Source organism: Mycobacterium toneyamaense (assembly GCF_055384815.1).
On sequence record NZ_AP040333.1, the window covers coordinates 2,712,321 to 2,726,029 of the forward strand.

Consider the following 13,709-nt stretch of genomic DNA (forward strand, 5'->3'; position numbering starts at 1 on the left):
CCGGCTCTACCCGGGGTGCGTGCGTAGACTGTCGGAATGCTTGAACAGGTCCGCGGCCCAGCTGATCTGGCGCACCTGTCGCAGCCTCAGCTGACGGAACTTGCCGCCGAGATCAGGAAATTCCTGGTGCACAAGGTGGCCGCCACCGGCGGGCATCTGGGCCCCAACCTGGGCGTCGTGGAGCTGACGCTCGCCCTGCACCGCGTCTTCGATTCGCCGCACGACCCGATCATCTTCGACACCGGTCACCAGGCCTATGTCCACAAGATGCTGACCGGCCGGTGCCCGGACTTCGAGACCCTGCGCATGAAGGGCGGCCTGTCCGGCTACCCGTGCCGCGCCGAGAGCGAACACGACTGGGTCGAGTCGAGCCACGCCAGCACCGCGCTGTCCTACGCCGACGGCCTGGCCAAGGCCTTCGAACTCTCCGGCTACCGGAACCGGCACGTCGTCGCCGTCGTCGGTGACGGCGCGCTCACCGGCGGTATGTGCTGGGAGGCGCTCAACAACATCGCGGCCGCCAACCGGCCCATCGTCATCGTCGTCAACGACAACGGGCGCAGCTACGCGCCGACCATCGGCGGCCTGGCCGACCACTTCGCGGCACTGCGCCTGCAGCCCGGCTACGAGAAGGCACTGGAGCGGGGCAAGCACGCGCTGCGCGGCGTGCCCGTCGTCGGCGAGTTCTGCTACCAGTGCGTGCACAGCATCAAGGCCGGCATCAAGGACGCGCTGGCACCGCAGGCGCTGTTCACCGATCTGGGGCTCAAGTACGTCGGGCCCATCGACGGGCACGACGAGCACGCCGTCGAGGCGGCGCTGCGGCATGCCCGCGGGTTCAACGCGCCGGTGATCGTGCACGTCGTCACCCGCAAGGGCATGGGTTACTCGCACGCGGAGAACGACGAAGCCGAGCAGATGCACTCGACCGGCATCATCGACCCGCACACCGGGCGGTCCACGGCCGAGTCGGTGCTGGGCTGGACGTCGGTGTTCTCCGAGGAGCTGATCAAGCAGGCCACCAAGCGGCGCGACATCGTCGCGATCACCGCGGCCATGCCGGGGCCGACGGGCCTGTCGGCGTTCCGGCAGCGGTTCCCCGACCGGTTCTTCGATGTCGGTATCGCCGAGCAGCACGCGATGACGTCGGCCGCGGGTCTCGCCATGGGCGGGATGCACCCCGTCGTCGCCATCTACTCGACGTTCCTGAACCGGGCGTTCGACCAGATCATGATGGACGTGGCGCTGCACAAGCTGCCCGTCACCATGGTTCTCGACCGCGCCGGCATCACCGGCAACGACGGCGCCAGCCACAACGGTGTGTGGGACATGTCGATGCTCGGCATCGTGCCCGGCATGCGGGTCGCCGCACCGCGCGACGCCGCCCGGCTGCGTGAGGAACTCGGCGAGGCAGTGGCCGTCGATGACGGGCCGACCGCCATCCGCTTCCCGAAAGGCGCTGTCGGCGAAGACATCCCGGCCGTCCGCCGCCAGCATGGCGTCGACATCCTGACCGAGCCCGCCGACGGCCTGTCCGACGACGTGCTGCTGGTCGCCGTCGGCGCGTTCGCCCGGATGGCGCTGCTGGTCGCCGACCGGTTGCGCAAGCAGGGCATCGGCGTCACCGTCGTCGACCCCCGCTGGGTGCTGCCCGTTCCGACGGCCATCGCCGATCTGGCCCGGGCGCACAAACTCGTTGTCACGCTTGAGGACAACGGTGTTGCCGGCGGCATCGGCTCCGCGGTCTCGGCCTCGCTGCGTCGTGCCGAGATCGACGTGCCGTGCCGCGACGTCGGTGTGCCGCAGGAATTCCAGGAGCACGCGACTCGCAGCGAGGTTCTGATGTCGGTCGGCCTGACCGATCAGGACATCGCCCGCCAGGTCACCGGGTGGGTCGCCGCCATCGGCAGCTCGGTCGACATCGCCTCGCAGTAGTAGCTCACTTCCCGCGAGCGGCCGTGTTTGTACACCCAAACCCGGTGTGTCGCGTGCATTTTGGGGCCGCTCGATCGAGCGGAGGGACATTTCTGCCCGCGCCCTTCGTGCTGTACAAGTTCGGCAGGCGCACACTCGAGTTCGGGTGAATCGAAACGAATTTCGCCAAGGATCGAGTGCACTGCCGCGAGCCCAGCTCCCCGCCGTGTGCGCGCAGATTGACCGGTGCCGTCGTCGTTTGGCTACGACTGGGGCGGTGAAATTGCCGTCGGCGACCGTTGCCTGGCGGCCCTATCATTTTCTGTGGGGGCTAGTTTGAGGGGGTTTACGTGGCCGTGCCGAGCGATCCGTTGAAGGTCGATCCAATCGAGCTGCGAATGACTGCTGACCGCTTGGATGGTCACAGCAGTGATTTCTCCACCGAACATCTCAAGGCGCATGCTGCGGCAAGCCAAGCGGCGCTGGGCTCGGGACTGTCGGCCGCTGCACTGCCGGAAATGTTGGCTGCTTGGGAAGCGGACGGCGCACATTTTGGTGAACGCTTCGCGTCACACGCGGAGGGACATCGCGGGGCTGCGGGCGCATATGAACGCACCGATAGTAGTGGCGCGGCGCGAATCACCGACACAGGGTTGTGATCTGAACTCGTGTCGCTGCAGGTGCTGCGGGAGTGGGTTCCTGAGATCGCAGGGCTGGCCAAAGCTACGCGTGACGCGTCCGTCAACCACGCGAACTCTGCGGAGCTCTACCAACAGTTGGTGAAAACCTCCACGTGGCAAGGTCAGGCTGCGCAGGAGGCGATGATGTCGATGTTGATGAGCGCCGCGGCTCACAACGTCAGGTCAGAGGACTTGTCATCGGCGGCGGCCGCGATGGACCACGCAGAAGAAGATGCCACCGCCCTCGCTACCACTGTGAAAGCGATTCTCGACGATGCGGCCGCAGCACCGGCGGTGGAAGTTGATCAAATAACCAACAAGGTGAGCGTTCCAGCGAACTACGACTATCTCGATGATGAGACCAAACTGAAAGTATCGAAGAAGATCGCCGATTTGGAGGCACGGATCGCTGACGCGCAGGCCGAAGGCGACCGAATCGACGCTGATCTGGCCAAAGCGATTGCGAAGGCGACAGGGTTGCCGGAACCGACGAAGACGCCGACGACACTGGCAGAGCTGCTGGGACTGACCGGTGAGGGGCCGCTCGCACCCGGTGAGGTCCGAAACATGGGGCCGATCGCCGGGACCGACAGCCCCGACGCTATCCCCGGGATTCGCGCAGCGGACTTGGGCGAGGTCATCACGCTGCCGGACGGCACAAAGGTGGCAATTTTCGGGGACTCCTATGCCAACCCTCAGGTCGGTGGACCTGGGAATGAGCACTATCCCTCAGTTGCGGTGCCTGTGACGTTCGACAAGAACGGCAAGCCTCATTTCGGTGCGCCGCTGACCGGGACCAACCTCAACAGCGGGTTGCCAAATGAATCACCGGGACCGCATACCCTCTTCCCGATACCCGATGCGGCTCGTGCAGCGGGAGCCAACAACGCGCTGCCGGCGGGCAGCGTCAAGATCGGCAACGACACCTACATGATGGTTGTGGGCACGAACACGAGCGAGGGCCTCAGTCCGAAGGGCTCGTGGCTGGTAAAGGTCACGAACGATCCGGCCGCCGGCTGGAAGCCGATCGAGGGCAGTTATAGGTCTGTCGCCGACAACCCCACGTTGCCAACTCAATTCAGCGGCTACCAAGGCAGTGACGGCAAGGTGTACATCGCCGCGGATGCGTTCGACCGCAGCCAAGGCGTCTCCATGTATCGGGTTGATCCCGCGCACATCAGCGACCGCGGGGCGTGGGAACCGTACGACCCGGGCAACAACACCTGGGGCGCGGCGGGACAGCCAGCGACCTCGACAATCACACCTGACGGTCAGAACTGGGGAGAACTGAGCTTCCGGGAGGTTGAAGGTAAACCGGTTCTCGCAGGCACGAACCTCCATAGTGGCGACGGTGATACGAACATGCCTACAGTCGAGGTACACGTTGGCGACAATCAAACTAACGTCGTTAGGCCGGGTGGAGTGTCGTCGGTCACGTAATTCCCCAGGGGTTGCTGTCACGTAATTCCCCAGGTGTGGGCCTCGTGTTGGTCTTACCGGTCGGGGCGGGCGTTGTCTAGGTGGTGGTGCGGCCGGGTCGTTTCCGGGGTCGGTAGCTGGGTCCGTCCATGAGGACTTGGTGGCTGGTGTTGATCAGTCGGTCGAGTAGGGATTCGGCCACGACGGGGTTGGGGAACAGCGGGTACCAGTCTTTGGGGGCGCGGTTGCTGGTCAGGATGAGGGGTTTGCCAGCGATGGCCCGGTCGGAGACCAGATCGTAGAGATCGTCGGATTGGGTGGTGGTGTGCTCACGCATCGCGAAGTCATCGACGATCAGTACCAGGGGCCGGGTGTACTCGCGCATGCGCTGGCCGATGGTGCGGTCGGCGTGTCCGCCGGCAAGGTCGGCGAGCATGCGGGCGCATTTGACGAAGCGGATGTCCCCGCCGCGGCGGGCTACGTGATGTCCGAGTGCTTGTGCCACATGGGTTTTGCCGACGCCGACGGGGCCGTAGAGGATGACTGATTCGCCGGCGTCGAGCCAGCGCAGGGCGGCCAGGTCGCGCAGCATCGCGGCGGGCAGTTTCGGGTTGGCGGTGAAGTCGAAGTCTTCGAAGGTGGCCTGTTCTTCGAACTTGGCGCGGCGCAATCGCCGTGTGAGAGCGGCGGATTCGCGGCGGGCGATCTCGTCTTGACAGAGGGCTTGCAGGAATTCGAGGTGGCCGAGGCCGCCGTCGCGGGTTTGGGCGAGCCGGGCATCGAGGGTGTCGAGCATGCCGGACAGTTTCAGGGTGCGCAGCGCGGTGCGTAGCGCCGGATCACAGATAGACATGGTGGGCTTCCTTTGAAGGTTGATTATGTTGCAGCAGTGTGGAATTGGTGACGATCAGGCGATGATGCCGGTATCGGTGCCGAACTGGTCGGGGCCACGCAGAAACGCCCCCGCCGCGCCGGTGCTGGCGGGCGGTTCGTCGCCGGCGTGTTCGGTGCCGGCGGCCAGGATGCCTTTGATGGTGCGGTAGGACGGGTCACCGACGGCGATGGCGCGGGCGCACGCGGCCTCCAACCGGTCGCAGCCGTGTTTGTCGCGCAGCCCGAGCACTCCTTGCGCGGCGCGCAGATGGTGGATGGCGTTGTCGGCCATGAACGCGGCGATCACCGCGACGCAGGCCGGGCCGACCAGTTCGGCGGTGCGCCGGCACCAGGTCGGGGTTTTCATCGCGAACGCGACCTTCTCCGGCGGGTAATGGGCGAAGTCGGTCGAGCGCCCCGATGGGCGGCGCACGTGGATGGCCACCACCGCATCGGCGTGAAAGACCTGTACCACGTCGCCGGCGGTGCGGGCATGCAGGCGTTGCCCGATCAGCCGCCACGGCACCGAGTACAACGCCTTGCCGACCTTGAGGTGCGCGTCGGTGCCGACGGTGCCGATCGACCAGGTGGACAGTTCAAATACTCTGGGCGGCAACCCGATCAACGCGCTGGCTTCGATCGCTTCAAACACCCGCAACGGCGGCGCGCCCTCCAGTGCCCGACACGACCTCGCCCCGGCCACCTCGATGCTCCAGCGCTGGGCGTCGGTTTGCATCGCGGGCAGCCCGTCGAACTGGCGGCCGCGCCAGAACGAATCCCGGATGTATTGCATGGGCCGTTCGACGCGGGGTTTGTCTTTGGGTTTGAACGCCCGCGCCGGGTCGATCAGGGTGCCGTAGTGGGTGGCCAGCTCGGCATAGGCGCGGTTGATCTTCGGGTCATACAGGTCGGGTTTGTCCACCCCGGTCTTGAGGTTGTCACACACCAACCGGGCCGGGACCCCGCCGAAGAACTCGAACGCCGCGACATGGCAAGCGCACCAGGTGGTTTGGTCCATCCGGATCACCGGGCGCACGAACAGGTGCCGCGAACACGCCAACACCATCACGAACGCCCACACCGCCACCCGGCGGCCCACCGCGGGATCGAACCACATGCCCAGGCGACCGTAGTCGATCTGCGCTTCACTGCCCGGCTCGACCGGCCCGCGCGGCACGGTCACCTTCGCTCGTGCCACCTCTTCCGCGAAATGTGTTGCGATCCAACGCCGAACCGAGGACTCCGACACCGCTACCGCATGCTCGTCCCGCAACCGCTGAGCGATCGTGGCGATCGTGACATCGGCATCGAGCCAGGTCTTGATCTGGTCCCGGTGCGGTTCGATCAGCGGCCAGGTCAGCGCCCGCGCCGCAGGATCGGACAGTTCCGGGAACCACCCGCCGATCAGCTCCGACCACTGTGGCGCGGTCAGCGGCTCCGTACCCGGGCCGATACCCGCCGCGACCGCCGGAGCCAAATATTTGCGGACGGTCTTGCGGTCAATGCCCAGCGACTCCGATAACTGGACCTGCGAACGGCCCGCGTGCCAGTGGGTGAACAACTCGACCAAATCGAGCATCACGATACTTCTCCTCGCCATCAGCGCCCTTCCATCCACCATCAGATGGATGCAGAGCGAACCGGTAAACGAGGCCCACACCAGGCAGACACACCGCCCAGGGTGGGGAATTACGTGACAGCCAGGGTGGGGAATTACGTGACGGACAACCCCTCAAACCTGGGGAAATACGTGACCGCTGACAGGTGGAGCCCCGATTGTGGTGATGGACAATACCTCGGGAGCACCGAACCACGTGCCAGCGCCGTACGGCGGCTACATTCTGCCCGGATCGACACTGGATAATCTCGGTTTGTTTGGCAGCCAGTGGTTTCAGCCGGTAGATGCGGACAAGCATCCTATCGGTCCGGTGCATTACGACGTGCAGGATATTCATGTCAATGTCAAGCCCCGCTAGGGGTATCCGCAGCTACCACCATCGAGAGGAACGATCAAGATGATTCGGTTCGCACTTACTCTGGTGCTTCTTGCGTCGATCGTCTTGACTTCCGCTTGCACCGCTTCTGCGGAACCACATGAATCTGGTGGACCAGTGGCATTCCCCGATATGAGCGGCTACACACCCGCAAACCCTGATGACTATGCGCAAGCGCTCGACAACCCGGGCCGCCCCGAAAAACTCATCAAATACGCGTTCGATACTCCTGATGGGGTTCGATGCAGTTTTGGGAAACCTGCCTCAGCGTCCTGCGGAGGTAACAACCTTCCCGCAGTTTCTCCCGCAACATGCGATTCCGCGCAAGGTATCTACCGCTACAACGTAATGAGTACGAGTCGAGGTCTGCAGCAATGGCCTAGAGGTAGCTCGAATTGCTCGGAGGATTCGCCGCCGCACAAAGTTCTTCCTCCATTCCACACACTGACGGTCAACGGTGTGGTTTGCGGTGTGGATGACAAAGGCATGACGGCTTGCAAGGACCCGCAAGATCAAGGTTTCGTATTGTCTCCGTCCTGGTCGGGCTGGATACCAAAGGTGTGAATGAACCGCCCCAGGTTTGATGCCGCTGCTGTTTGAGTCCGGAAGGATGAGCAGCATGCCCAAGAAGATCGATCCTGCGTTGCGTGACCGTGCGGTGCGGTTGGTGACCGAACATCAGCAGGAGTACTCGTCGTTGACCGCGGCCTCCGAGGCGGTCGCGCGCCAACTCGGCGTGGGCAAGGAATCGGTGCGTCGCTGGGTGGTCCAAGCCCAGATTGATGGCGGACAACGCCCGGGTGTAACGAGTGAAGAAAACGACGAAATCAAACGACTGAAAGATGAAAACCGAAGGCTGCGTGAGGATGTCGCGATTCTGAAAGCGGCAACGACTTTCTTCGCGGGGGAGCTGTGCGCCACGAGGCGCTGGGTATATCGAGAGGCGGTGAGAGACCGTCTCCTTCGGGTCGTCGCAGCGGCCTGAGGAAGCATCGGGGCAGCCGATCGCCGGGAACGACGGTGATCGGTGGCAAGCGGTCCCGAGAAGGCAAGCCGTGCCGGCACTGCCAGACGGTGCGGGCTTGTCGAGCAAGGTCAGAAGGTGCAGCGTAAGCGAACCAGTGTCAGACGCTCCGTAACCGCGAAGCCGGCTCCAATCTGGTGGATATGGGCCGGTGTGCAGTGCACGAACCCGAGCGGGTGGGGTTTGACTCCGAAGCCGTTTAGTTCCAGCGGTGGGGAGGCCACGGTGAAGGCCTGCGGCGTAGCCGTGGCGATGCTGCCGGAGTAGAGCTGGGCGCCTCCCTGACCAATCGATGACCTGGTGAACGTGGGAACCACCCTGCGGGACCGCTCATTTCGTTTCCGGCAGCCAGTCGGGGCGGGTGTGACGACTCGGGTTCGGAGTCAAGGAACCGCATTTCAGGGTGGGGCGGAGGCCTCGTAGTAGTCGCGGGCGGTGACGTGCCCGTCGTGGAGACCGAGAAAGGCGGTCACAGGGCGAAGGGGGCCAGCAAGACATGCAGTGCGGAAACTGGAAGGTCAGGAGAGGAAGTTATGTCGCCGGTGAATACCGACGAGCTGGAGTTGGCGCTGATGCTGGCGCGGCAACGGGTACTGAAGATCCAGACCAAGCTGCACCGTTGGGCACGCGATGATCTTGATCGCCGGTTCGACGATCTGTTCAACCTCGTCGCCGATCCCGCGTTCGTGTTGGTGGCGTGGGATCGGGTCAGCGGGAATAAGGGTGCCGCCACGGCCGGGGTGGATCGGCGCACCGCGTCGTCCATCACTGCCGGGCAGGGCATCGAGGTGTTCCTCGATGAACTGCGGTCGCAGTTGAAGGACCGCAGTTTCCGCCCGTTGCCGGTGCGCGAGCGGATGATCCCCAAGACCGGTGGTGCGTTGCGCCGCTTGGGGATTCCCACCGTGGCCGATCGGGTGGTCCAGGCATCGTTGAAGTTGGTGTTGGAGCCGATCTTTGAGGCGGATTTCCTGCCGTGTTCCTACGGTTTCCGTCCGAAGCGCCGCGCTCATGATGCGGTGGCCGAAGTGCGTTATCTCGCAACACGTCCCCGGTGTTATGACTGGGTTGTTGAGGGAGACATCAAGGCCTGTTTCGATGAGATCGACCACACCGCTCTGATGGGGCGGGTGCGTCGACGCGTCGGTGACAACCGTGTCTTGGGGTTGGTGAAGGCGTTCCTCAAGGCGGGCATCCTCACCGAGGACGGCCTGCTGGCGGACAGCACCGCCGGAACTCCGCAGGGTGGGATTCTTTCGCCGCTGTTGGCCAATGTGGCGTTGTCGGTGCTCGATGAACACATTGCCGGGTTGCCGGGTGGTCCGGCTACCGGCTCGGTTGAGCGCGCTCGACGACTTCGTCACGGGCAGCCGAACTTTCGGCTGGTCCGCTATGCCGACGACTGGTGTCTGATGGTGCGGGGCACCAGAGCCCACGCCGAAGCACTACAGGAGGACATCGCCGCCGTGTTGGCGACGATGGGGTTGCGTCTGGCACCGGACAAGACCCTGATCACCCATATCGACGAGGGGCTGGACTTCCTCGGGTGGCGCATCCAGCGTCGCCGCAAGCGGGGCACCAGCTGCAGCTACGTCTATGTTCATCCGTCCACGAAGGCCGTGTTGGCGGTCAAACGGAAGATCAAGACGCTGCGCCGAACAGTTGAACTCAACCAGCCGCTCGATGACCTGCTGCGCCGCATCAACGCGACGCTGCAGGGATGGGCGGGCTATTTCCGGGCCGGGGTGTCCTCGGCGACCTTCTCCTACCTCAGTCACTACACGTGGCAGACGGTGTGGCGCTGGCTCCGACGAAAACACCGCAAGTCGACCTGGAAAGACCTGCGCCGCCAATATTGCGGCGGCGGCTGGTGGCCAGCCACCGAGGACCGTGTGCTGATCGATCTGGAGAAGATCGGCACGACCCGCTACCGCTACCGCGGTGCGGTCATTCCCTCGCCCTGGCCGACCGACGAGGAGGACACCACAGCAGCCTGACCGGGTCTTGTGGAGAGCCCGGTGCATTGAAAGGTGCACGCCGGGTTCGGGAAGCGGCCCGGGAAAACGGAACAGCCCCAACGGTTGTCACCGCGTCCCGGGCCGACTTTCACCGACCCCCGCAACCGTTGATCGCCGCGTTCATCGACGATCAACGCGCCGCCGGGCACGCGGTCGAGTCGATCTGCCGGGTCCTGCACGAGCAGGGCTGTCAGATCGCCGCGCGCACCTACCGGTCCTGGAAGCAACCAGGCCGGGCCGTAGCGGCCCGCACCATCACCGACGCCCAGGTCATCGACGCTGTCCACGAGGTCGCCTGGTCGACTAACGCTGCCGGGCAGAAGGTGCTGGCGCCGGAGGCGTCGACATGGCCGCAGACGCAAAGTGGCTCTTCATGATTGAGGGTGTAGAACGGTCAGCTGCTGTCGGCCTGTGATTGGGGTGTCTGGTTGGCTGGGTGTGTGCCGGAGGAGAAGCGGAAGAGTAAGAGGAAGAGCGCGGTGTCCGGGGGTGGTGTGGACCTGTCGATGCTGCAACAGCTGATGGCCGATGCTGGCCGGGATTTGTTCGCGGGAGTGTTCGATGAACCGACACCCGAGGTGGGAGCTGTTGTTGCTCGTCGCTGAGGGTGCAAAGGATGGCGTCATTCTCGTTGCCGGTGATGTCGAAGTGATGAAGGCCCTGCCCGCGTGAGCGGGCAGGGCCTTGGTCGGATCGGTGACGGCGTCGTCGGGTCGGTGACGTCGCGTGGTTAGTGATTCAGTCGTGGCCGGTTTCGGTGACGGCGATGCGAGCTGATTTCTCGTCGACGATCGCTGTCTTGGCGGCGAAGGCGGCGGTCAGGGCGTGTAGGGCGAGGTTGTTGACTGCGCGTGGGTATCCGCGTGCGGCGTTGTGGATCACGGTGATCGCGTCGTCGGAGAACAGCGGGTCGGTGCGGCCGGCGACCTTGGCGTGATGGCCGATGTAGTCGGCGGTATCGGCAGGTGTCATCCCGGCCAGGGCATAGCGCACGGCGATGCGTTGATCGAGTGCGGCCAGCACGCCCAGGCGTAGTCGTTGACGCAGGGTGGGTTGTCCGACCAGCAACGCGGCGAACGGTGACCCGCTGTCCATGTCGTGGTTGGTGAGCATGCGGATGGCTTCCATTTGCGCGTTGTCGAGCAGGTGAGCTTCATCGATGACCACGACCGGGGTTCGGCCGCGTTCGGCGTGCTCGGCGGCCAGCGCGTCGGCGGCTTGCGGGGCCAGGGTAGCGGTGTAGAAACTGGGCACCCGCCCCAGTGCTGTGACGATGTGGTGCAGCATGCCGCGTACTCCGACTGAGGGGTTGGGTAGGTAGATGATGACGTGGCGCGCCGGATCCAGGGCGGCGGTCGCGGCGCGGATCGCCACAGTCTTGCCGGCGCCGACTTCTCCGGTGATGACTCCGATAGCGTGCTGATCCACACACCAGGAGATCCGGGCGACGGCTTCGGCGTGGCCGGGGTGGCGGTGCAGCATCGCCGGGGCCAAACCCCGCCCGAACGGCATCCGGGTGAAGCCGTAATAGGATTGCAGCCGTTCGATACTCATGCTGATGCCTCGTCCTGGTCGTCGATGCCGGTGATGCTCGGTAGTTCGCAGGCTTTGGGGGTGTGGGCGCCGAAGAGAGCGTCGTAGCCGATGCGCCGATCGGCGCGGATCTGCTCATGATGAATAGCCGCGGTCAACTGCAGATAGTCGATCCCTGTCGCCGGCGGCGCAGCATTCTCGGGAGTTTCGGGCCGGGCCTTGGGATGGACGTGTCGAGTGATGTTGTGGGGCAGGGCTTTGCCGTAACTGGTGTCGTGGTAGCGCACTTCGACGGTTTCTAGGTCAAACGGGGAGAACACCAACTCCACTTTGCGTCCCACCAACCCTTGATCGACCTGGAAGGTGTTGCCGTGCAACGACACTGTCGCGGTCTTGGTCACCACCCGGTATTCCGACCACAGAAACGCCTCGGTCAGATCAGCTGCGGTCGGCATCGCCGGGGTCCGTCCCAGCCGGGACCATCCCTGCTGCCAGCGATCGGCTGGGGACTGCCCGGTCTCGGTATGAATCCGCTGGTGGTACTCGGTTTCTACCCACGCGGTCAGCAACCGGTTGAGCTCGATGAGCGCGGTGCGGGCCTCGAGGCCGGCCGCGGCCAGGTCCTCGGCGCTACTGTCGGTGATTTCGACGAGGAACTGCTCACGCACGGTGCGGAAGAACCGCTCGATCTTGCCCCGTCCTTGGGGCCGGTGCGGGGTGGAATGCACCAGCCGAATCCCCAGTTTCGCGCACGCCCGCAGCAGCCAGGTATCCACGAACGCCGAGCCGTTGTCGACATAGACACTGCCCGGGACTCCGCGGCTGGCCAGCGCCGGCTCGAGTGCAGCGCCGAGCCGCACAGCGTCTTCGGCGAACCCGAACCGATACCCACACAGCAGTCGGGAATGATCGTCGATGAAAGCGAACAGATACGTCTTGCGCCCGCCGATACGGGGGCCGTGCAGGGCGTCCCCGGTCCAGCGGTCATTGGGGTTTTCGGCTTCGAACCGGCCGAACACCGCCGGCTGTTCATCGAGGTTCGGGCCGATCAGCTCGCAGCGGCGGAAATGGCGTAGCAGCGTCGATTCCGAGGGCGCCCAACCCGCGCTGATCCGCAGGATCCGCGCGACTTGGGCGGCGGTGCGGGACGGGTTCTCCCGCTTGAGTGCAGCCGCCAACTCCAGGGTCGCGGCATCGGTACGCGGGGCCACCGACCGGGGCGAGGGAATCAACTCATCGAATCCGCCGGCCCGGTAGCGGCGAATCCAACGGTCCAGAGTGTCACGCGAGTAGCGCACCCGGGCCCCGAACGGATCGGTGTGCGCCCGCGCGGCGATCTGGCGGACCAGCCGACCCCGAGCCTTGGTCGATAGTCCGGGATCGAGCGCCGGGCAGATCAACTGATACCGGAACAACCCCACTGCCTGGGCACGTTCACGTCGCTTGGCCTCTTCGCTTGTCAATCCAACATCTCCTCAACAAGTGATGCCGCCCAAACCCGTTGCCGGGCAGCCATCCCCGCGACGATGAACCATTCCCACCGCGCGCGGCAGAGGCAGCTGGTGTTGCATCACCACGCCACCGACGCCGGTGGCCACCCCCGACAGAGCAGCCGAGCACCGCTACCAGCCACAGCCACCGCAGCAGCCGTCACCGCGCCGAGCAGCATCCCCGGCCCGAACCGTGTAGTGATCGCCTCGGTCGCCGTGCTGATCGCGGCCAACACATCCCCGCACCCTGAGCCGGTCGACTTCGGGATCGACACATCCACCCCCGCAGTGAGCGCGATCGTCACGAACCAGTGCCGCACCGCCTCGGCCCGAGCCGCGATGACCCGCAGCCACCCCCGCACCGTGCACGCCGGGACACCGAGTTTTGCCGCGATCCCGCGGTGCCCCACACCGGCAGCCTTGGCAGCCAACGCCTCCCAGATCACCTCCGCGGCATAAGCCCTACGCAGCAACAACGTCACCGGCAACAACACATGAGTCACCGCACACGTACGGCATCGAGACCGCCGCGGCCGCACCGACCCGGCCGTCCCGACCACCCGACGAGAACGGGCATAGCCCCACCCGGCCAGAACCCCGCCCACACACGACGGACACCGCAACTCCCCAGCGGCCAACCGTGACTCGACGCGCGCAGAATCGACCTCTACCGTGACCATCAGTGCCTTTCGCACTACGCACGGCGCCGCCGGAGAGATCTGCCAAGAATTCAGCGGTGGCGCCGTGCACCCATCAGTTCCTCG

The 13,709-nt window shown here is 64.9% G+C and carries 11 protein-coding genes and 1 pseudogene; 7 read left to right on the forward strand and 5 right to left on the reverse strand.

From position 1 onward, the window contains the following. Window positions 1-36: 36 nt before the first annotated feature. From dxs to ACZ5IQ_RS13125, 3 genes are all read left to right on the forward strand, one after another. Entirely contained in the window at window positions 37-1,935 is a 1,899-nt protein-coding gene (gene dxs, locus ACZ5IQ_RS13115) for a 1-deoxy-D-xylulose-5-phosphate synthase (protein WP_464481340.1), read from the forward strand. A gap of 329 nt (window positions 1,936-2,264) precedes the next feature. Beyond that, the gene (locus tag ACZ5IQ_RS13120; RefSeq protein WP_406804793.1) at window positions 2,265-2,573 is read left to right on the forward strand and encodes an ESX-1 secretion-associated protein; all 309 of its coding nucleotides are present in this window, start codon (window positions 2,265-2,267) and stop codon (window positions 2,571-2,573) included. A gap of 9 nt (window positions 2,574-2,582) precedes the next feature. After that, the gene (locus ACZ5IQ_RS13125) at window positions 2,583-4,034 is read left to right on the forward strand and encodes a DUF4185 domain-containing protein (protein ID WP_464481341.1); all 1,452 of its coding nucleotides are present in this window, start codon (window positions 2,583-2,585) and stop codon (window positions 4,032-4,034) included. 76 nt (window positions 4,035-4,110) lie between these two features. On the opposite strand, the gene istB is transcribed toward ACZ5IQ_RS13125, so the two are convergent. Both istB and istA read right to left on the reverse strand, forming a co-directional pair. Then, window positions 4,111-4,866: an IS21-like element helper ATPase IstB gene (gene istB, locus ACZ5IQ_RS13130; RefSeq protein WP_074360265.1), complete on the reverse strand. Its 756-nt coding sequence runs from the start codon at window positions 4,864-4,866 to the stop codon at window positions 4,111-4,113. Between the two features lie 54 nt (window positions 4,867-4,920). Next, window positions 4,921-6,465, reverse strand: coding sequence for an IS21 family transposase (istA, locus tag ACZ5IQ_RS13135; protein ID WP_109558051.1), 1,545 nt, complete (start codon window positions 6,463-6,465; stop codon window positions 4,921-4,923). 205 nt (window positions 6,466-6,670) lie between these two features. Here istA and ACZ5IQ_RS13140 point away from each other — a divergent pair, with 205 nt between their 5' ends. From ACZ5IQ_RS13140 to ACZ5IQ_RS13155, 4 genes and pseudogenes are all read left to right on the forward strand, one after another. Continuing rightward, window positions 6,671-6,862: a hypothetical protein gene (locus ACZ5IQ_RS13140; RefSeq protein ID WP_464481342.1), complete on the forward strand. Its 192-nt coding sequence runs from the start codon at window positions 6,671-6,673 to the stop codon at window positions 6,860-6,862. A gap of 637 nt (window positions 6,863-7,499) precedes the next feature. Further along, window positions 7,500-7,787 (forward strand): annotated as a pseudogene (locus ACZ5IQ_RS13145) (transposase); the annotation flags it as partial. 566 nt (window positions 7,788-8,353) lie between these two features. Next, window positions 8,354-9,901 carry a group II intron reverse transcriptase/maturase gene (gene ltrA, locus ACZ5IQ_RS13150; protein WP_459543598.1) on the forward strand — a complete coding sequence of 516 codons (1,548 nt, stop codon included), beginning with the start codon at window positions 8,354-8,356 and terminating at the stop codon, window positions 9,899-9,901. Window positions 9,902-10,029: 128 nt separating this feature from the next. Beyond that, window positions 10,030-10,299, forward strand: a complete 270-nt coding sequence (locus tag ACZ5IQ_RS13155; RefSeq protein WP_464481343.1) for a hypothetical protein — start codon at window positions 10,030-10,032, stop codon at window positions 10,297-10,299. 361 nt (window positions 10,300-10,660) lie between these two features. Here the strand turns inward: ACZ5IQ_RS13155 and ACZ5IQ_RS13160 are convergent, their stop codons facing one another. The 3 genes from ACZ5IQ_RS13160 to ACZ5IQ_RS13170 form a co-directional block, all read right to left on the reverse strand. Continuing rightward, a complete protein-coding gene (locus ACZ5IQ_RS13160; protein WP_073694342.1) occupies window positions 10,661-11,476 on the reverse strand; it encodes an ExeA family protein in 816 nt (271 codons plus the stop codon). Continuing rightward, window positions 11,473-12,918 (reverse strand): DDE-type integrase/transposase/recombinase, encoded by a 1,446-nt coding sequence (locus ACZ5IQ_RS13165; protein ID WP_409429946.1) that lies wholly within the window; start codon window positions 12,916-12,918, stop codon window positions 11,473-11,475. Before ACZ5IQ_RS13165 ends, ACZ5IQ_RS13160 begins: the two co-directional genes overlap by 4 nt. 107 nt (window positions 12,919-13,025) lie before the next feature. Next, window positions 13,026-13,625 carry a hypothetical protein gene (locus tag ACZ5IQ_RS13170; RefSeq protein ID WP_073694344.1) on the reverse strand — a complete coding sequence of 200 codons (600 nt, stop codon included), beginning with the start codon at window positions 13,623-13,625 and terminating at the stop codon, window positions 13,026-13,028. Window positions 13,626-13,709 lie beyond the last annotated feature (84 nt).